The 18,948-nt window shown below is 71.9% G+C and carries 16 protein-coding genes, 1 tRNA gene and 3 pseudogenes; 12 read left to right on the forward strand and 8 right to left on the reverse strand.

Translation table 11 applies throughout. The features are described from left to right. Positions 1 to 18 precede the first annotated feature (18 nt). Both CCL05_RS10335 and CCL05_RS44775 read left to right on the forward strand, forming a co-directional pair. Positions 19 to 92, forward strand: a tRNA-Lys gene (locus CCL05_RS10335). 167 nt (positions 93 to 259) lie between these two features. Continuing rightward, a pseudogene (locus tag CCL05_RS44775) lies at positions 260 to 451 on the forward strand (M6 family metalloprotease domain-containing protein); the annotation flags it as partial. 98 nt (positions 452 to 549) lie between these two features. Here the strand turns inward: CCL05_RS44775 and CCL05_RS10345 are convergent. From CCL05_RS10345 to CCL05_RS10370, 6 genes are all read right to left on the reverse strand, one after another. After that, positions 550 to 1,149, reverse strand: a complete 600-nt coding sequence (locus tag CCL05_RS10345) for a bifunctional DNA primase/polymerase (protein ID WP_086560218.1) — start codon at positions 1,147 to 1,149, stop codon at positions 550 to 552. A gap of 134 nt (positions 1,150 to 1,283) precedes the next feature. Next, a complete protein-coding gene (locus CCL05_RS10350; protein ID WP_010047938.1) occupies positions 1,284 to 1,652 on the reverse strand; it encodes a hypothetical protein in 369 nt (122 codons plus the stop codon). 293 nt (positions 1,653 to 1,945) lie between these two features. Continuing rightward, entirely contained in the window at positions 1,946 to 3,280 is a 1,335-nt protein-coding gene (locus CCL05_RS10355) for an AAA domain-containing protein (protein ID WP_086560219.1), read from the reverse strand. Beyond that, positions 3,277 to 4,869, reverse strand: coding sequence for a hypothetical protein (locus CCL05_RS10360; protein ID WP_086560220.1), 1,593 nt, complete (start codon positions 4,867 to 4,869; stop codon positions 3,277 to 3,279). Before CCL05_RS10360 ends, CCL05_RS10355 begins: the two co-directional genes overlap by 4 nt. Then, positions 4,860 to 5,981, reverse strand: a complete 1,122-nt coding sequence (locus CCL05_RS10365; protein WP_086560221.1) for a hypothetical protein — start codon at positions 5,979 to 5,981, stop codon at positions 4,860 to 4,862. The genes CCL05_RS10360 and CCL05_RS10365 overlap by 10 nt, the downstream gene beginning before the upstream one ends. Then, a complete protein-coding gene (locus tag CCL05_RS10370) occupies positions 5,932 to 6,885 on the reverse strand; it encodes a phosphatase PAP2 family protein (RefSeq protein WP_086560222.1) in 954 nt (317 codons plus the stop codon). The genes CCL05_RS10365 and CCL05_RS10370 overlap by 50 nt, the downstream gene beginning before the upstream one ends. 188 nt (positions 6,886 to 7,073) lie before the next feature. On the opposite strand from CCL05_RS10370, the gene CCL05_RS10375 reads away from it, so the two are divergent. Further along, positions 7,074 to 7,667: a histidine phosphatase family protein gene (locus CCL05_RS10375; protein WP_086560223.1), complete on the forward strand. Its 594-nt coding sequence runs from the start codon at positions 7,074 to 7,076 to the stop codon at positions 7,665 to 7,667. A 14-nt stretch (positions 7,668 to 7,681) separates the two neighbouring features. Here CCL05_RS10375 and CCL05_RS10380 read toward each other — a convergent pair whose 3' ends face one another. Beyond that, the gene (locus CCL05_RS10380; protein ID WP_086560224.1) at positions 7,682 to 9,133 is read right to left on the reverse strand and encodes an NsdA family TPR-like regulatory protein; all 1,452 of its coding nucleotides are present in this window, start codon (positions 9,131 to 9,133) and stop codon (positions 7,682 to 7,684) included. A gap of 297 nt (positions 9,134 to 9,430) precedes the next feature. Between CCL05_RS10380 and CCL05_RS10385 the strand changes: the two genes are divergently transcribed. The 9 genes and pseudogenes from CCL05_RS10385 (at position 9,431) to CCL05_RS47435 (ending at position 17,391) form a co-directional block, all read left to right on the forward strand. After that, a complete protein-coding gene (locus CCL05_RS10385; RefSeq protein ID WP_086560225.1) occupies positions 9,431 to 9,838 on the forward strand; it encodes a hypothetical protein in 408 nt (135 codons plus the stop codon). 127 nt (positions 9,839 to 9,965) lie between these two features. Further along, on the forward strand, positions 9,966 to 10,835 hold the full coding sequence (locus tag CCL05_RS10390; RefSeq protein WP_086560226.1) for a spermidine synthase: 870 nt from the start codon (positions 9,966 to 9,968) through the stop codon (positions 10,833 to 10,835). Positions 10,836 to 11,183: 348 nt separating this feature from the next. Next, positions 11,184 to 11,702 carry a hypothetical protein gene (locus CCL05_RS46050; protein WP_244204232.1) on the forward strand — a complete coding sequence of 173 codons (519 nt, stop codon included), beginning with the start codon at positions 11,184 to 11,186 and terminating at the stop codon, positions 11,700 to 11,702. A 294-nt stretch (positions 11,703 to 11,996) separates the two neighbouring features. Further along, a pseudogene (locus tag CCL05_RS10400) lies at positions 11,997 to 12,629 on the forward strand (sensor histidine kinase); the annotation flags it as partial. Between the two features lie 213 nt (positions 12,630 to 12,842). Next, on the forward strand, positions 12,843 to 14,156 hold the full coding sequence (locus CCL05_RS10405) for an ABC transporter substrate-binding protein (protein ID WP_086560227.1): 1,314 nt from the start codon (positions 12,843 to 12,845) through the stop codon (positions 14,154 to 14,156). Then, positions 14,153 to 15,127: a carbohydrate ABC transporter permease gene (locus CCL05_RS10410; RefSeq protein ID WP_086560228.1), complete on the forward strand. Its 975-nt coding sequence runs from the start codon at positions 14,153 to 14,155 to the stop codon at positions 15,125 to 15,127. Before CCL05_RS10405 ends, CCL05_RS10410 begins: the two co-directional genes overlap by 4 nt. After that, the gene (locus CCL05_RS10415) at positions 15,124 to 16,008 is read left to right on the forward strand and encodes a carbohydrate ABC transporter permease (RefSeq protein ID WP_086560229.1); all 885 of its coding nucleotides are present in this window, start codon (positions 15,124 to 15,126) and stop codon (positions 16,006 to 16,008) included. Before CCL05_RS10410 ends, CCL05_RS10415 begins: the two co-directional genes overlap by 4 nt. Further along, positions 16,005 to 16,526 (forward strand): annotated as a pseudogene (locus tag CCL05_RS47430) (alpha-galactosidase); the annotation flags it as partial. The gene CCL05_RS10415 and the pseudogene CCL05_RS47430, both read left to right, overlap by 4 nt. 88 nt (positions 16,527 to 16,614) lie before the next feature. Then, complete coding sequence (locus CCL05_RS47435; RefSeq protein WP_425275904.1) at positions 16,615 to 17,391, forward strand: glycoside hydrolase family 36 protein; 777 nt, start codon at positions 16,615 to 16,617, stop codon at positions 17,389 to 17,391. Positions 17,392 to 17,452: 61 nt separating this feature from the next. Here the strand turns inward: CCL05_RS47435 and CCL05_RS10425 are convergent, their stop codons facing one another. Continuing rightward, a complete protein-coding gene (locus CCL05_RS10425; RefSeq protein WP_086560230.1) occupies positions 17,453 to 18,889 on the reverse strand; it encodes a GH1 family beta-glucosidase in 1,437 nt (478 codons plus the stop codon). Between the last annotated feature and the right edge of the window lie 59 nt (positions 18,890 to 18,948).

Genomic DNA, 18,948 nt, shown 5'->3' on the forward strand with positions numbered 1-18,948 from the left:
GGTCTACGACGTCAGCAGGCGCCGCTAGCTCAGTTGGTTAGAGCAGCTGACTCTTAATCAGCGGGTCCGGGGTTCGAGTCCCTGGCGGCGCACCGACGGCAAAGGCCCTTCGCGAGAGCGAGGGGCCTTCTGCATGCCCGGCATCCGCGTCCCGCACCTTCAGCGTCCGACCATGATCCGTACCGTCCATTCCCCCGAAGCCGTACGTCCCTCCACCTCCACCCGGACGCCCTCCCCCGGCACCGTGAAGCTCTCCCCGGGGCCGATCGAGGTGATCGACGCCCACCCGGACACCGAGGCCTGCTGGGAGGACTCGGTCTACCCGCCCCTCGCGGATGCGCCGATCGGCCCCGGGGAGAGCTTCACGGTGCCGGGGGAGGGCGTCCGGGTGGAGGTGGAGGGACGTACGGCTTCGGGGGAATGGACGGTACGGATCATGGTCGGACGCTGAAGGTGCGGGACGCGGATGCCGGGCATGCAGAAGGCCCCTCGCTCTCGCGAAGGGCCTTTGCCGTCGGTGCGCCGCCAGGGACTCGNNAACCAACTGAGCTAGCGGCGCCTGCTGACGTCGTAGACCTTAGCACCCTGGTCGGCGGGAGGAAAAATCGATATCCGCACGGCCGAACGGGCCGCCCGGACGGCCGCCCACAGCAGTACCTCGGGGCCGGGCAGCCAGGGCTGACGGGTGTCGGGGGCGACGAGCCAGCGGGCACCCGAGCGGCCGTCGGAGGCGTCGTCCGCCGGCGCCGGGACGGTCACCGCGTCGCCCGTGCCGTGGCACAGCAGGGGCGGGACACCGCCCGTGCGGCCGGGCTCCCGGGTGTCCCCGCCGTGCTTGCCCCACTCCTCCCACTCCAGCAGCGCCGGCAGTCGCTGGGCCGTGCCGGGCGCGGCGAACAGCAGCATCCGGCCGCGGAACTCCGCGACCGGTCCCGAGCCGGGCCCGTCGTCCCACAGCCGGTCGAGCATCCGCCGCCCGAACATCGCGGGCGCGCTGACGACGTCGAAGACCGACCCGCAGGGCAGCACGACCGGTGCGTCCGGGCGCTCCTCCCAGAGGGCGAGCGTGCTTCGCGGATACGTTCCTGCCGAGGCGAGCCATGCGGCCCCGTCCGCGGTGACAAAGGAGGCGTTCCATGCGCTGCTCATGGCGTCAATGTCTACCGGCAGTGAACGCGCGCTTCCCGAGGGTTGCGGGAAATCGGGACAGGAGGGGCGGGGAGGGAGTATCTTGCCCGCCTGGCATATGCCAGGTAGATCGACAAGGTGCGGGTCTCCCGGTCTCACACCGGGTCGACGGGCCCCCGGCCCTCGCCGCCGCCCCGCATCAGGTCCCGTCCGAACTCGACCATCTTCTTGGCGTAGTCCTCGGTCCACTCGGCCCGCTCGGCGATGTCCGCGGTCGTCAGCCGGTCGAACCGCCGCGGATCCGCCAGCTGCGCCGCCGCGATCGCCTGGAACTCCAGCGCCCGGTCCGCCGCGGCCCGGAACGCCAGCGTCAGCTCCGTCGCGCGGGACAGCAGCGCGCGGGGGTCGTCGATCGACTCGAGATCGAAGAAGTGCTCAGGGTCGGAGGCCGCCTCCGCTGGCTCGAAGAGCAGGGGCGCGGGGCGTAGCCGCGGTTCGTTCCGACGCGGCGTGGGCTCCGCCATGTCTACTCCTCCTCGTACGTCGCGCTGACCCTCCCGGTGGAGTGGGCCACCGTCCATTGTCTCGCGGGCGCGCAAGTGGGCATCGCGGTGGTGGATACGGCTGCGACACCACCGGGCGTTCGTCACGGCTGCCAGGAGACTCGATGTTCGGCCAGATGCGCCAGCACCGCGTGATTCGCCTCCCAGCCGTCCGGGCTGTGTTCATCGGCCGCCTCCGGCGGCGTGCCGGCCTCCGGCCGGCGGAGGGTGGGGTGTCGCTGGTGGGGTCATCGCCGAAACACTCCCGGCGTTCGTCACGGCTGCCAGGAGACTCGATGTTCTGCCAGATGCGCCAGCACCGCGTGATTCGCCTCCCACCCATCCGGGAACTTCACCACCGTCCCCAGTTGCACCGGCTCCGTCGACGGATGGTCGTCCAGCAGGTCGCTGACCCCTGCCCGGCAGACCACGACGCACGCGTGCCGGTGGCGGGAGGCCAGGACGCAGAGGCGGCCCGTCTCCAGGTGGAAGGCCGTGGCGTCGGGGCGGCCGGAGAGGGGGTGCAGGACCACCGTGACGTCGTACTCGCGGCCCTGGAGCCGGTTCGCCGTGTCCACGACCACGTCGGTGACGCCGAGGTCGGCCAGGGCCGCGCGGACCGCAGCCGCCTGGTCCCGGTGGGCCGTGCCGACGGCGATCCGGTCGGCGGTCAGGGGCGTCGGGTCCGGCGAGCGTTCGGAGGTCGCCGCACCGCCCCGGTCCAGCAGGCGCCGTACGACCGTCGCCACCGCCCGCACCGCCTCGGGGTCCGTGCGCGGGGTATGCCGGGCGGGCAGCTCCAGCAGGCCCCAGCCCGACTCGGCCGCCTCGTCGATCACCCGGTCGGGGCCCGAGCCGTCCGGCGGCACGGCGAAGGAGAGACGACGGTCGCCGTGGCCGGTGCCGCTGCGGAAGGGCGTGTACGGGTAGAAGGCGTCCGAGACCAGGGGCGCCGCCGAGGCCGGGAGCCGCCAGGACACCGGCAGACGGTGCTGCGGCAGGTCCGGGTTGTGCGCGAGCAGGGTCGTCACCGCCGAGGCCGACGGGTCGTAGGTGAGCCCCGCCCACTGCTCGCTGCCCACGATCGAGAACGGATCGAGCTGGCCCGGGTCGCCCACGAACAGCGCCCGCTCGAACAGCCCGGCCACGGCGAGCAGCGCGTCCGAGCGCATCTGGTACGCCTCGTCGACGATCGCGTACCGCCACGGCTCGTCGGCCTTCACATGCGCCCACTTCGCCGCCGTCGAGATCACCACGGCCAGCCCCGCGAGATCGGCCGCCTTCGCCGACTTGCGGACGTTCTCCAGGCCGTCGAGCGCCTTGTCGTACGGGTCGGCGTCGCTGCTGTGCAGCCGGCCCACCGGCAGCTCGGGTTTCTTCTCGGCGAGCCGCAGGACCAGGTCGTCGACCTGGGCGTTGGTCTGCGCCACCACCATCAGCGGATGGCCGGCCTCGGCCAGCTCCAGGGCCGCGCGGACCACGAGCGTGGACTTGCCGGCGCCGGGCGGGGAGTCCACGACGACGCCCCGCGCGGTGCCGTGCAGCGTGTCGTGGAGGATCGCGTCGGTGGCCTGGGCCGCGGCGGCGGACGGATCGAAGAGCGTCGTCACAGCACATCCTCCGCGGTCACCGGGTCGGCGGCCTCCAGGGTCGCCTCACCGGGCGGCCCGCCGTGCGTCCAGGGCGTCTCCTCCGGGTCGGGCAGCTTCGCGCCGCCCCGCTGCTCGTGCTCGAAGAGCGTGAAGCACACCCGGTCGCCCTTCTCCGGAACGGACCCCGGCTCGGGCTCCTTGCCGCGGCCCATCTTGTCGAGGATCCGCAGCACGACGGACGCGCCGTCCTCCTCGGCCCCGACGAACTCAGCCGACTGCGGCTTCCCGCCCAGCGACCGGTACACCTTCGTCCGCTCCCCGAGATGCGGCCGGTCGTCCGTGCGGACCGTGACCAGGGGGCGGGGGCTGGGGCGCTTGCCCTCGCTGTACGCCATCACGACGTCCGTGACCTCACCCGCGAACGCCTCCCCGGACAGCCGCCGTCCCGCCATGACCAGCGGGTCGTCGAGGGCCTCCTGCGCCTCCAGCCTGGCCTGTTCGCGCTCGCGTGTGGCGAGCTTGTTGGCCGCGGTGACCGCGTCGTCGCGGCGCGGCTGCGGGGGCTCGCCGGCCAGGACCCGATCGCGGTGGCCGGTGAAGGACCAGCGGTCGCGGGTCCAGCGCTCCTCGACATGCGCCCCCACGGGCAGCTCCCGCAGCAGGTCCAGGCCCTGCCAGACCTTCTCCCAGGTGGGCAGGGTGCGGCTGAGCACCAGGTCCCGGATCTCCCGCTCCGCGGCGGTCAGCGCACCGAGCCGGTCGTCGGCCTCCAGGCCGTCCTCGGCGGCGGCCAGGGCCGTGCGGGCCCGGTCGTAGCGCTCGATGGCCGGGGCGAGCAGCTTGTTGTCGAACGCCGGGTCCGTGGCGGGACCGGCCGGGGGACACGTCAGCTGGCCCTGCGCGTCCCGCTCCAGCTCGGCCCGCAGCGCGGCCTCGGCGCCGGTCAGGCCCTCCGGCGGGTCGATCCAGGCGAGCAGCGCCCCCAGGTGCTGGTCCTCCAGCGTGGACTGCCCCGTCGCCCAGTGCCGGCCCAGTACGTCGGTCATGGCCAGCAGCAGCGAGGAGCCGGGCACCCGGGCCCGCTCCCCGAAGTGCGTCAGCCACCGCCCGAGCAGCGGCACCCGGGGCGGCGCCGGATACGGGGCCTCCGGGTCCTGCTCGGCCGTCCGCCGGAAGCGCATGGAGCGCCCGAGCAGCCGCACCAGCTCGATGCCCGCGCGGCTCGGCACGATCAGCTGCGGCGCGTCCGCGCACAGGTCGACCTCGACCTTGACCCGCTTGCCGGTCTCCGGGTCGGTCTCGGTGCGCTCGGCGGCCTCCACCACCTCGGCGTACGCGTCGACGTACGGCAGGACCACGTCGGCCAGTTCGGCCAGGAACGCGAACCTGAGGTCGCGGTCGCGGGGCTGCGGGACGACCAGCAGACGCGGCGCGTCCCGGTCGGTGCCGACCAGCGCGCCGAGCGGGGCGCCGGCCTCACCGGCGGTGATGAGCGGCACGAACACCAGCGGGCGGTCGGACAGGTGCCGGTGCCGGACGGTCGCGGCGGGCTGGGCGCGGCCCGTGCTGACCGCTTCGAGCCGGGCCAGGGTGGAGATCAGCGACACGCCGCCTCCAGTGCCTCGGCGCGCAGGGCCGCCGCCCGCCTGAGGGCCGCCACCGCCGGATCGCCGGGGTCGCCGGCCTCCCCGCGGGCCGCCGCCAGGACGTCCTCCACGGTCGTCAGCCCGCCCAGCTCCGCCCGCACCGGCCGCCCGAGCGAGGTCACCGCGCCCGTCTCGCGGGAGCGGCCCCGGCAGTGGAAGGCCAGCTCGCACGCGGACAGGCACTCCGGCGCGTACGTCGCCGGGACCGACTCGACGGCGGCCGTCAGCTCGTCGGCGGGCAGCTCGGGGGAGAAGCACGTGCCTTCCGGGAGCGTCTCGGCGATGTCCTCGATGCGGGTCAGCCGGGTCAGCTGGCGGGCCGTCACCGCGCGCTGCTTGCGGATGTCGACGGCGGACGCGGCCGGCAAGTTGGAGAAGTCCCTGGGGCAGACGAGCAGGATCCGGTGCCGGACGCGCGGGGAGGGGTCCACTCGCGCCGCGAGCTCTTCCAGCGCCAGCACGTACACCGCCGCCTGCCGGGCCGCCGCCCCGACCTTCGCCGGGTCCGCCGAACCGTCCAGCAGCGGGAACGACTTGATCTCGACCACCGTCCAGCTGCCGTCCGGATGCACCACGACGGCGTCCGGCTCCAGAAACGCGGGGGAGCCCGCGACGTCGAGCGCGAGCATCGGGTGGTCGAGCAGCGTCCACGCGCCCGGGTGCGCGGCGGCCTCCCGCAGCTCCAGCGCCGTACGGGCCGTACGCCCCTGGGGGCCGGTCGCGGTCAGGTCGGGCACGCGCGCCTCGGCAGGCGGCTCGGCCGTCCGGTCCAGCTTCTCGTGCACCAGCCGCAGCAGCTCCGCGCCGCCGTCGGCCTTGACCTTCGCCTCGAACGCGTTGCCCCGCGTGAGCGCGAACTGGGACTGCCCGAAGGCCGACGGCGAGCCCAGCGCGCTCGCCAGCGCCGCCTTGTTCACCCCGGCCCCGTCGAGGATCGCTCTGCGCGCACAACCGGGGTTGGCGGCCAGCGCCGCCAACGCGCGCGCGTCCAGGGCCTTCGCCGGTACGTCGGGACCGCGCAGCTCAGCGAGCCGGTGCCGGAGCGCCGTCCCCCGCGTCCTTGGGGGAGGCACTCGGCTCGGCTCCCGCTCCGAACCGCGACTCGCGCTGCCGTGGAATTCGCTCACCCGCGGAAGTCTGGCATCCGGCACTGACAATCGAGGAACTCGCGGCGGGAGATGACGCCGTGACCGGTGCGACCCGTGGCACGAAACGTGCCTTGACCCGGTCCGCCGCGCGCAGCACGACCGGTGCCAGCAGCAGCCCGACGCCCATGACGGCCGCGCCCGCGACCGCGTCGAGGAAGTAGTGGTTGGCGGTGCCCATGACCACGATCGTCGTGATCAGCGGGTAGGCGACCCCGGCGGCCTTCGTCATGCGCGTACCGCCGTAGCGCCACAGCATCACCCCGCACCACAGGGCCCAGCCCACGTGCAGACTCGGCATCGCCGCGTACTGGTTGGTCATTCCGCCCATGCCGCGCGGGGCGCTCGCCGCGCCGCCCCACCAGCCGTACGAGCTGTACTGGGCCATCGTGTCCACGAAGCCGTGACTGGCGTCGAGGAGCCGGGGCGGGCAGGTCGGCAGCAGGGTGAAACCGATCAGGCCGATGAGGGTGGACGTCATCAGCCAGGTGCGCGCGGCGCGGTACCGCACCGCGCGGGAGCGGAAGAGCCACACGAGGATCGCCGGCGTGACCAGGTAGTGCAGCGACGCGTACCAGAAGTCCGCCGGGATGCCTATCCATGCTTCCTGGGTGAAGAGGCGGTTGAGCGGGTGCTCGGCGTTGAGATACAGCGCCTTCTCGATGCGCAGGATCGCCAGACCGTGGTCGACCGCACCGGACACGTCGCCCCGGGCGAGGAGCCGGCCCGCCGTGTAGCACGCGTACACCAGCAGGATCAGCGGCAGCTCCGTCCACCAGCGGAGCCGGAGCGCGGGGGCCGCCTCGGTGCCCGGTGTCTCGGTGTGCGGCATCCGATCGCCCTCCCCCTTCGTCTCCACGCGGCGTTCGGCCGGTCGTGCCACTTTACGGCGTACGTGCGCCCCCTGGGGGACGGCCTCCGGACCTCAAAGACGCAGAGATCGCCCCCCGGGTTGCCCGCGACCGGCGTGCGCGATGATGGTGGAGTTCCGCTCGCGTTTCCCTCCCGGAAAGGTCCCCCATGGCTCCGCGCATCCTGCTGGCCCGGCACGGACAGACCGAGTGGTCGCTGTCCGGCAAGCACACCGGCAGGACCGACGTACCGCTGCTGGAGGAGGGCCGGCGCGGGGCCAAGCTGCTCGGGGAGCGCCTGCACCGGGCGCCGTACGACGGCCTGCCCGGCGTCGAGGTGCGCACCAGCCCGCTGGTACGCGCGCGTGAGACCTGCGAACTGGCCGGCTTCGGCGACCGCGCGCGGGCGTGGGACGCGTTGCTGGAGTGGGACTACGGGGCGTACGAGGGCATGACCCCGGCGGACATCCAGGCCGTCCGGCCCGGCTGGTTCATCTGGCGCGACGGTGTCCCCGAGGGCGAGACCCTCGCCGGGATCACGGCCCGGGCGGACGAGGTGGTCTCCTGGGCGCGTGCCGAGGACCGGGACGTCCTGATCTTCGCCCACGGGCACATCCTGCGCTCCATCGGGGCGCGGTGGCTGGGCCTGCCGGTCGACTTCGCGGCGCGGATACGGCTGAACCCGACGTCGCTGTCGGTGCTGGGATGGGCCTACGGGGAGCCGGCGATCGAGAGCTGGAACGACGTGGGGCACCTGGTCTAGCGGGCTGTGCCGGTTCACACCATCCTCGGCATCGACGCGTGCCTCTCCAGAAACGCCGACACCCCCGACGCCCGCCGGTGCGGCGAGAGCACTCGCGCCGTGGCCGCCAGCATCGTCTGGATCCGGGACGACTGGACCTCCTCCAGCAGATCCAGCACCCGCATCCCCGCCACGGCGGCCTCGTCCGGCCGGCCGCCGCGCGCGAGGTCGTCCGCCAGCTCCGCCGTGTACAGCGCGATGTTCCGCGTGAAGTGCGGATCCTGGAGCTCCGCCGCCCGCCGCGCGTGCCGTGCCGCCCGGCGCCAGTCGCCGAGCGTGGACCAGCACTGCGCCTCCAGGCCTTCCAGTTCGGCCTCCCCGTAGAAGCTCATCCACTCGGGGTCGGCGTCCGAGGGGCCCCGTTCGAAGAGGGCATGCGCCCGGGCCAGTGCCTGCTCGCAGCCGACGCGGTCGGCGAGGCCGGCCCAGCCGCCCGCCTCGCGCAGCGCGAGCAGCGACATCAGCCGGGCCGAGCCGACGGGCCGGGCGACGCGCTGTGCGGCCTGGGCGGCCCGGACCGCCTCGCGCGGCCGGCCCGCGTCGCGCGCGAGGAAGGCCGTGTTGCAGAAGGCGTGCGCCTCCAGGCCCGGGTCGGCGGTCATCCGGGCGGTCGCCAGCGCCTCCGCGTAGTGGGAGCGGGCGTCGTCGAAGCGTCCCGAGTCGTGGGCCAGCCAGCCCACGGAGATGGCCAGTTCACCGGCGCCCGAGTAGAGCCGGTCCGCCGTCGACTGCCGGGTCGTACCGGCGTCCAGCAGGGCGTAGGCGGCTCGCAGCGGGGCCGCCGCACGGCGGTAGAGGCCGTCGGCCCCGTGCCGGTCGTCGAGCAGCCGGATGCGGCGGACGGCTTCTTCCAGGGCACCCGCGTCACTCGCCCCGGCGCGGCGCACGGGGCGCTGTGCCGCCGCGGCGTCGAGGGCGAGGCCGACGGGCCCCAGCGAGGCGGCGGCCACCGTGGCGCCCCCGCCGGTCATGAATGCGCGACGCAGCACGTCGCTCTCCTCGTAGGTGTCGTGCGGGTGGTACGGGTCGTACGGGTTCTGCGTTTCATACGGCTCGCATGCCCCGCTGGTCTCACTCGTGGCGTTCGCCGGGCTCGGGTTGCAGGTCGGGGGCGCGTCCTCGGTGTCGCGCGCCCGGCGTCCGCGTACCGATGAGCGGGGCGCGAAGCCCAGGTCGGTGAGCGTGCGGCCAGGGAACATATGCAGGAACACCCGTTCGTACGCGTAGTTGGGGCAGCGGATCTCGCCCGCCTCGACCCGGCCGATGTACCGGGCGTCACAGCAGACCTGCTCGCCGATCTCCAGGGCCGCCCGGCGGATCGCCGCGGCGAACTCGGCCGGCGAGCGCTGTCCGCGCAGGCGCCGGAAGGCGAGGTTGGGCCGTGGTGGCCGGTTGGGTTGAGACGAGGTCACCGTTGACGACGCCATGGCCGGGTCCTCTCGTGCGAACCGTCGAACCATGCCGGGTTCGGGGTGAGTTGTACGTGTTGTCCCGTATGGTCTACCCCGTGTCCGGCGGGCAAGAACGTACCTGCTGTGCCGGAGTCCTCACGCTGAGTTTGGCTACAAACCGGATATCTCATCCGTGATCTGCCATGAAGTGCCATCCTTTGCGGCTCACTTCCGCCGTAGCCGTTGACGGTCTGCCGCGTTGAACCCTGTGGACCGGGAGGCCCCCGACTCCCGACCGCTCGTCCAAGCAGGGGTTCCGTGGTGGAGGCCGGGATGGAGACCAGCCAGATCAACGATCCTCGTACACCGCCGGGTACGCCGCCGAGCACACCGCCGGCCGGCTGCGACGTCGTGACGGTGCCGGCGCGGCAGGGGCTGGAGGCGGTCGACATCCTGCGGCGCGGGGCCGGGGAAGCGGTCGGGCCCGTCCTGCACGACGACGGCGGTGACACGCTGGGCTTCCTGGTGCCGCCGGGCACGGCCGCCGCGTGGGACGTGCCGGGGAGCACGTGCACGCGGACCGACGGACGCGGACTGACCCTGGCCCCCGAACCTCCGATGGAGGGCTCGGACTGGCTGCTGCCGCCCGGCGAGGCGGACCTCGCGACGGACCCCACGGTGCTGCGCAAGGCCCTGGGGGAGGCGGCCCGGACGATCAGGGCGGCGGACAGCTGCCGCTAGACGCCGGCGCGCTGACGTCCGGCGATGCACTGATCCTCCTCACGCCCGGCGGGGTGCCGGGCCTGGACGGGCACCGGCCCGGGGGAGCGTACGTCCTGCTTAACAGCCCGCCCCTGATAATGACCCCATGGGAAAGTCCAGGAGCGGCCGGCGCAGGCAGGCCGGTGGGGAAGCCGTCGTCGAGAGCGTCGACGGCGGGCTCGCCGAGCTCATCCCCGACCGGGACCGGGCCCGTGGCTGGACACTGGTGATCGACGGGGCCCCGCAGTCGCACGTCGACCTGGACGACCCGGCGTACCTCTCCTTCGAGTACCAGCGCCGGCTCGGGCATGTCATCGACCTCGTCGCCCCGCCTGGCCGGCCCGTGCACGCCGTGCACCTCGGCGGTGGCGCGCTCACCCTCGCCCGGTACGTCGCCGCCACCCGGCCCCGCTCCACCCAGCAGGTCGTCGAACGGGACGCCGGTCTCGTCCAACTGGTCCGCCGCGAGCTGCCGTTGGACGCGAATGCGCGCATCAGGGTGCGGTCCGTCGACGCCCGCGAGGGGCTCGCCAAGGTGCCGGACGGCTGGGCCGACCTGGTCATCACCGATGTGTTCAGCGGGGCCCGGACCCCGGCCCATCTGACCTCGACCGAGTTCCTCGACGACGTACGCAGGGCCCTCAAGCCCGGCGGGATCTACGCCGCCAACCTCGCCGACGGACCGCCGCTCGCCCACCTGCGCGGCCAGATCGCCACCGCCGCCGCCCGATTCGAACAGCTCGCGCTGGTCGCCGACCCGACGGTGCTGCGCGGCAAACGCTTCGGGAACGCCGTCCTGGTCGCCTCCGACCAGCCGCTGCCCGTCGCCGAACTGACCCGCCGTGCCGCCTCCGACCCGCATCCCGGCCGGGTCGAGCACGGCAGGACGCTCACCGACTTCACCGGCGGGGCCGCACCCGTCACGGACATCGCGGCCGTGGCGTCGCCCGCGCCGCCCGCCTCGGTGTTCCGCTGAGCCCGTACGGCACTCAGTAGGTCCCGATCTCCACGCGGATCCATGTCTCCGTCTCCCAACTCTCTTGCCGGGCTGGGCGCCGGTCCTTCAGTGCCGTGGAGAGTGCCCGTCCCCCTGTGGCGGGGTAGGGGTGGTCGGATCACCTCCAAGGCGGTCTGGCGTCTCACTGACGGCGACGGTGCGTCGGACGACGGATAACCTCGCCGTCGAGCAGCACTCGCACTGGCGGCCGGGCCGGAAGCCACAACCTTCCTTCCCTGAGCAGTGCCGACAGCTCACTGAGGCCCGGCGTGAGAACGACTGGCAGCCGCCCGGTTCAAGTCCGGGTCCGGTGAGCCGACCTGGCGTATGAAACACGTGCACGAGCGCTTCCGCGTCATCGGCACCGACCGCACGCCCGAATTCGAGCCGGACGGCAGCCCCAAGCTGAACCCGAAGACCGGCAAGCAGGTCATGGCCCGCTCGGTCGTCACGCGGAAGCCGAACCGGCGATGGGCGCAGGTGAAGGTGCCCGGCTGCGGCTGGGTCCGGTTCCGGCTGTCCCGCAGAGGCAAGGGCGCCGGGCTGCCCGCCGCGAAGACGTTCCGTGTCACCTTCCGCAACGGGCAGTGGCACATCGCGTTCGCCGTCATCCCCGAGCCGATCGATGCGCCGGGCGGCCGGAAACTGAACTGCCCCCAGCTCACGGTCAAGGAGCGCGCACAGATCCGCAAGCACCAGAGGCGTGCCGCCCGCGCCCCGAAAGGCAGCCAAACCAAGCCAGCCGTGTACGCCAGGGTCGCCAATCTCAAGGCACGCGAGGTGAACCGGCGCAAGGACTGGTGCGAGAAGACCAGCACCATGCTCGCCAGGTCATCAAGAACATGACCCGCTCGGCCAGGGGAACCGTCGAGCAACCCGGCAGAAACGTCCACCAGAAGGCCGGGCTCAATCGGGGCATTCTCGGCCCCGGGCAGGGTCGAAGACGTCCCCGCCCCCTTTACGTCTCTGCGGTGAGAAGAACTCGCGCTAGAGCCAAGCCGAGTTCGTCTGCGTATCCTGCGGGTTCACCTGCAACGCCGACGAAAACGCAGCAACCAACGTCGCGGCAGGACAGGGCGGGATTCCCAGCCCCCGGCGAACAGCCGGTGCCGGAGGGGTGACAGCGGCCACCAGTCGTTCGAGCGAACCCGGACGGCGGTCGAGCAGCTGGAGCGCGAGGTCGACGCCATCATCCGTACGGCCCGGGAGGCCAAGCCGCAGACGGCCGCGGCCGGTCCGGGCGCCGGATGCGACGCGGCCGAGGTGGTCCGGGAGCGGAGGGCCTTCTGGTCGGCGCTCGCGGAGGACGAGGGCCGCACGTGGCGGGTGTCCGGGGCCGACCGGCCGGTGCGCATACCCGTGGCCCGCCCCGACCTGGCCGCCGCGCTCGACGCACTGCTCGGCAACGTCTTCCGGCACACCCCGGAGGGCACCGCCTTCTCGGTCGACGTGCACAACGGCGAGGACGCCGTGATCGTCCTCGTGTCCGACGCGGGCCCCGGCATACCCGACCCGCAGGCCGCGATGGCGCGGGGCCGCGGCTCCGGGACCGACGGCTCGACCGGGCTCGGTCTGGACATCGTGCGCCGGCTCGCGGAGTCGACCGGCGGGGACGTACGGATCGGCTCCTCCGTGCTCGGCGGGACCGAGGCGCGGATCCGGCTCCAGCTGGACGGGCGGGCGCCGGTGAGCCGCAGGGGCCACCGCGGGCAGGTGCGGCGCCGGCGGCGGGGCCGGCCGGCCGCTGCATACAACCGCGCCCGATCTCTCTGACCCCGTCCCTCTCATCGACCGGCCCGTACCTCCCAGGACTGCCCGTGTTCACGGGTCGGTCACATTTCGACAAATGAAGTAAACGGCTCTTGACGCATGACCGGACATACGGCTGTTATTGCGCCACCGTGTTCGGTCAAGTTGATTTCTGGTCGATTAAGACCGGATTTCACGCCACACCCTCGTGGCCGAACCCTGCCTCAGGAGCCGTTCATGCACGACCTCTCTCCTTCCGGACTCTCCCTCCCCGCTCCCAGCCGCCGCTCTCTCCTGCGCGGCATAGGCGGCGCGGCCCTGCTCGGCGCCGGCATACCCCTGCTGAGCGCCTGTGGCGGCAGCGGCGCGGCCGCCGACACGAAGACGGTCAGCCTCGGCTCGAACTCCTCGGACGCGGTGCCGAAGAAGGCGTTCGCCGAGATCTACGCCGCCTTCACGAAGAAGTCCGGCATCAAGGTCGACGTGAACACCAAGGACCACAACACGTTCCAGGAGCAGATCAACTCCTATCTGCAGGGCACGCCGGACGACGTGTTCACCTGGTTCGCCGGCTACCGGATGCAGTTCTTCGCGGCGAAGAAGCTGGCCACGCCCATCGACGACGTGTGGGCGAAGATCGGGGGCAACTTCCCCGACGCGATGAAGAAGCTCAGCAAGGGCGAGGACGGCAAGTACTACTTCGTGCCGCTGTACACGTATCCGTGGGCGGTCTTCTACCGCAAGAGCGTCTTCGCCCAGCACGGCTACAAGGTCCCCACCACCTGGGACGACTTCGTCGCCCTGTGCAAGCGGATGCAGAAGGACGGGCTGGTCCCGATCGCCTTCGGCGACAAGGACGCCTGGCCCGCGATGGGCACCTTCGACCAGATCAACTTCCGCACCAACGGCTACGACTTCCACGTCGAGCTGATGGCCGGCAAGGCCTCCTGGACCGACCCCAAGGTGCGCAAGGTCTTCGACCACTGGTCGGAGATCCTCCCCTACCACCAGGACGGCGCGGTGGGCCGCACCTGGCAGGACGCGGCCCAGACCCTGGTGGCGAAGAAGGCCGGCATGTATCTGCTGGGCACCTTCGTCGGCCAGCAGTTCACCAACAAGGCCGACCTGGACGACCTCGACTTCTTCGCCTTCCCGGAGATCGACCCGCAGTTCGGCCAGGACACCGTCGAAGCGCCCACCGACGGCTTCATGCTCTCCAAGGCCCCGAAGAACCGCGACGGCGCCGTCAAGCTGCTGGAGTACCTGGGCACCCCGGAGGCCGAGCAGATCTACCTCAAGGCCGACTCCAGCGTGGTGGCCGCCTCCACCAAGGCCGACACCTCCTCCTACACCGCGCTCCAGAAGAAGTCCTTCGAGATGATCTCCAGCGCGAAGAGCCTGACGCAGTTCATGGACCGCGACTCCCGCCCGGACTTCACCTCGACGGTGATGCAGCCCGCGCTCCAGAACTTCGTCCGCAACCCCAAGAACGTCGACAGCATCCTCTCGTCGATCGAGCGTCAGAAGAAGACGATCTTCGCGTCCTCATGAGCACCGACACCTCCACCGAGAACCCGGAGACGGCTCCCGCGCCGTCTCCGGGCGCCGCCCCCGCGAAGAGCTCGACGGGCCACCGCCGCCTGCTGACCCGCCGCGACCGCATCACGCTCGGCCTGATGGCGGGCGTGCCGACGATCCTGCACGTCGCCCTGGTGTGGCTGACGGCCCTCGCCTCCATCGCGCTGGCCTTCACCACTTGGGACGGCATCGGCTTCGACTCCATCCACTGGGTCGGTCTGCAGAACTTCCGGCAGCTGTTCACCAGCAACCCGCAGTTCTGGCCGGCCGTCGAGCACAACGTCATCTGGTTCGTCGTGCTCATCCTGCTGCCCACGCCCTTCGGCCTGTTCCTGGCCGTGCAACTGGACAAGAAGATCCGCTTCAGCCGCGTCTACCAGACCGCGTTCTTCCTGCCGGTGGTGGTGTCGCTGGCGGTCACCGGGTTCGTCTGGCAGCTCGTCTACAACCCCGACACCGGCCTGATCAACAGCCTCATCGGAGCCAACAAGCCCGGTCACTACATCGACTGGATCGGCGACCCGGACCTCAACCTCTGGGCCGTCCTCGTCGCTGCCTCCTGGCGGCACGCCGGCTACATGATGATCCTCTACCTGGCCGGCCTGAAGGGTGTCGACCCCGCGCTGCGGGAGGCGTCCTCGCTGGACGGCGCGAACGAGTGGCAGACGTTCAAGAACGTCGTCTTCCCGACCCTGCGGCCCACCAACACCGTCGTCCTGGTCGTCACGATCATCGAGGCCCTGCGCGCCTTCGACCTGGTCTTCGTCTTCAACAAAGGCGCCCAGGGCACCGAACTGCTGTCGATCCTGGTGACCAACAACATCATCGGCGAGTCCAGCCGGATCGGATACGGCTCCGCCATCGCCGTCGTCCTGCTGGTCATCTCGCTCGCGGTGATCATCCCGTACCTGATCGCCACCTTCCGGAAGGAGCGGCGCGCATGAGCCACGCCCTGGCGAGCAAGCAGCGCACCCCCGTCCGCCCCGCCCGGATCCTGCTGCACACCTTCCTCGTCGTCACGGCGCTGGCCTGGCTGGCGCCCCTGCTCTGGGCGCTGCTCGCGGCGATGCGGCCCTACTCGGAGACCAGCACGAAGGGCTATGTCTCCTGGCCCGACAAGCTCGGGTTCGACAACTTCACGAACGCCTTCCAGCAGTCGGACATGCTGCACTACTTCGGCAACACGCTGATCGTCGCCGTGCCGGCCGTGCTGCTGACGCTGCTGCTGTCGTCCATGGTCGCCTTCTACGTCAGCCGCTTCGACTTCCGCCTCAACCTGGCGCTGCTGCTGGTCTTCACGGCGGGCAACCTGCTGCCCCAGCAGGTCATCATCACCCCGCTGTACCGCCTGTACCTGCTGGTCGACCTGCCCGGCATCACGATGAGCGGCAAGCTCTACGACTCCGCGCTCGGCCTGGTGCTGATCCACGTGGCGTTCCAGTCCGGCTTCTGCGCGTTCGTGCTGAGCAACTACATGCGCTCGCTGCCGCACGAACTGACCGAGGCCGCCCTGGTCGACGGCGCCTCCGTGTGGCGCCTGTACTGGCAGATCGTGCTGCCGCTGTGCAAGCCCGCGATGGCCGCCCTCGCCACCCTGCTGTCCATCTGGATCTACAACGACTTCTTCTGGGCCATCGTCCTGATCTCCACCGGCGAGAACATGCCGATCACCTCGGCGCTGAACAACCTCTCCGGCCAGTACTTCACCGACCCCAACCTGGTCGCGGCCGGAGCCCTGCTCACGGCCATCCCCACCCTCATCGTCTACTTCGTGCTCCAGCGCCAGTTCGTCAGCGGCCTGACGCTGGGCGCCAACAAGGGATGACCGACCTGCGCCGCGCCCGAGTCCACGAGGAGGGCTGGCAGTCCTGGAGCCCCAGCGGCGCCTACGCCCTGGGCGCGGCGCCCCACCGTCCGGCCAACGCCAAATGGGCCACGGTCTGCTACCGGCCCGGCGTCACCGTCCCGGCCGGCGTCTTCCAGGGCGAGGGCCTGCTCGCGCTCGACCCGGGCGACGGCTCACCGGTCCGCCTCTGGGCGGCGGCCGAGCCGACGCGCGAGGTGCCGTCGATCCGGCTCGCCGTACGGGGCGGGGTCGCGGAGGTCGGGGCCGACGGACCGGTGAAGGAGTGGGCGGGCGAGGACATCCAGTCGGTACTCGGCGACTGGGCCTCCGGACTCGGCATCGCGGCCCCGCGCCCGGCGCCCACCGTCTGGTGCTCCTGGTACGAGTACTTCACGCAGGTCACCGAGGACGACATCCACGAGAACCTCCGCGCGATGGACACCCTCGACCTGCCCGTCGACGTCCTCCAGATCGACGACGGCTACCAGCGGGCCCTAGGGGGCTCCTGATGGATCTCCGCGGCGTCGCGACGCCCGGCACGCCGAGAGCACGCACCGAACGCCGCTCCTTCTTCCACGGAGATCCATCAGAAGCCCCCTAGGCGACTGGCTCACGCTCTCCGGACGCTTCCGCTCCCGCGCCAAAATCGCCGAGAAGATCCGCTCCCGCGGCCGCCGCGCCGGCATCTGGACGGCTCCCTTCCTCGTCGATCCGGCGAGCGACCTGGCCGCCGAGCACCCCGACTGGCTGGTCCGCGACACCGCCGGCGGCTTCGCGCACGCCGGCCGCAACTGGGGCCACGACCTGCGCGTCCTGGACACCACCCACCCGGACGCGGCGGCGTACCTGACCGAGGTCTTCACCACCCTGCGCGCGGAGGGCTACGACTACTTCAAGACCGACTTCCTCTACGCGGGCGCCCTGGACGGCATCCGCCACACGGACGCCGACCCCCTCACGGCGTACCGCGCCGGCATCCGCCTGATCCGCGACGCGATCGGCCCGGACTCCTACCTCCTGGGCTGCGGGGCCCCGATGCTCCCCTCCATCGGCCTGTTCGACGCCATGCGCGTCAGCCCCGACACGGCCCCCCACCGCCGCCCCGAGGCCGAGGACTACTCCCAGCCGGGCCAGGACCCGGCCGAGTTCACGGGCGCGGCCCGCCAGTGGCAGCACGACCGGCTCTGGACCAACGACCCCGACTGCCTGATGGCCCGCCCGGCCGTCGAGACCCGCGAACAGTGGGCGGCACATGTGGAGTCCACAGGAGGCCTGATGGCCTCCAGCGACCGCCTGCTGTCGCTGGACGAGTGGGGCGTGACGACGACCCGCCGGCTGCTGACGCCACGCAGCGTCTCCTGACATGCCGGGGCACGGCACTCCCCTATTGGTGCCGCGCCCCGTCCCCCCGCCTCCGCAGTGGCTAGACGGCCTCCACCTCCGGCAGCGTGCCCGTGCGGGCAGCGCGCGCGTACCAGTGGGCGCTGGACTTCGGGGTGCGTTCGAGCGTCGCGTAGTCCACGTACACCGCGCCGAAGCGCTTGCCGTAGCCGTACGACCACTCGAAGTTGTCCATCAGGGACCACAGGAAGTAACCGCGGACGTCCGCGCCGTCGGTGATCGCGCGGCGGACCGCCGACAGATGCCCGTGCAGGTAGGCGACGCGCTCCGGGTCGTGCACCCGGCCGTCCGAGTCGATCTTGTCGTCGTAGGCCGCGCCGTTCTCGGTGATGTACAGCGGCAGGCCCGGCGCTTCCCGGGTGTAGCGCATGATCAGCTCGTGCAGGCCGGTCGGGTCGATCGTCCAGCCCATCTCCGTGCGGTCGCCGGGCGTCTGGTGGAAGGCGACGTCGTCCGCGGCCGGCCAGGGCGAGTGCGCGCTGGAGCCGTGGCCGTCGGCGCGCGGCCCCTTCGCCGCCGGGTCGGCCGCCGAGACCAGGGCGGGCGTGTAGTAGTTGAGGCCCAGCGCGTCCAGCGGCTGGTTGATCAGCGTCAGGTCGCCGTCGAGGACGTGGTTCCAGTCCGTGAGCCCCGCCGTCGCCACGTACAGCGACTCCGGGTACGCGCCGTGCAGGATCGGGCCGTGGAAGACGCCGTTGGCCAGGTCGTCGATCTTCCGGGCCGCCGCCAGGTCCGCCGGGCTCTGCGAAAGCGGCCTGACCGCCGAGGAGTTGAGGCTGATCGCGACCGTGTTGCGGGCCGGCATCACCGACCGCAGGGCCGACGCGCCCAGCCCGTGCGCCAGGTTCAGATGGTGCGCGGCACGCAGCGACGCCGCCGGATCCGTCCGGCCCGGTGCGTGCACCCCGGAGGCGTAGCCCAGGAACGCGCTGCACCACGGCTCGTTGAGCGTCATCCACTGCTCGACCCGGTCGCCCAGCGCCTCGCCGACGATCTGCGCGTACTCCGCGAAACGGTACGCCGTGTCCCGCTCCGGCCAGCCGCCCGCGTCCTCCAGCTCCTGCGGCAGATCCCAGTGGTAGAGCGTGACGGCCGGCTTGATGCCCTTGGACAGCAGCTCGTCGACCAGCCGGCGGTAGAAGTCCAGGCCCTTCTGGACGGCCGGACCCCGCCCGGTCGGCTGCACCCGCGACCACGAGACGGAGAAGCGGTAGGCGCCCAGGCCCAGCTCCGCCATCAGCGCCACGTCCTCGCGGTAGCGGTGGTAGTGGTCGACAGCGATGTCACCGGTGTCGCCACCGGCCGTCTTGCCCGGCGTATGGCTGAAGGTGTCCCAGATCGACGGCGTACGGCCGTCCTCCCGCACCGCGCCCTCGATCTGGTACGCGGAGGTCGCCGCGCCCCAGAGGAAGGCGGGAGGGAAGGTCACCGCAGTGGCCGGGTTCTCGGAGTCAGGCATGGAAGCGCTCCCATTGGAGGTCGTGGAGACCGACGGTGGAGGGGGAGAGGGAAGGGGAG

Origin of the sequence: Streptomyces africanus (assembly GCF_002150735.1) — a bacterium.
GTDB classification, from domain to species: domain Bacteria; phylum Actinomycetota; class Actinomycetes; order Streptomycetales; family Streptomycetaceae; genus Streptomyces; species Streptomyces africanus.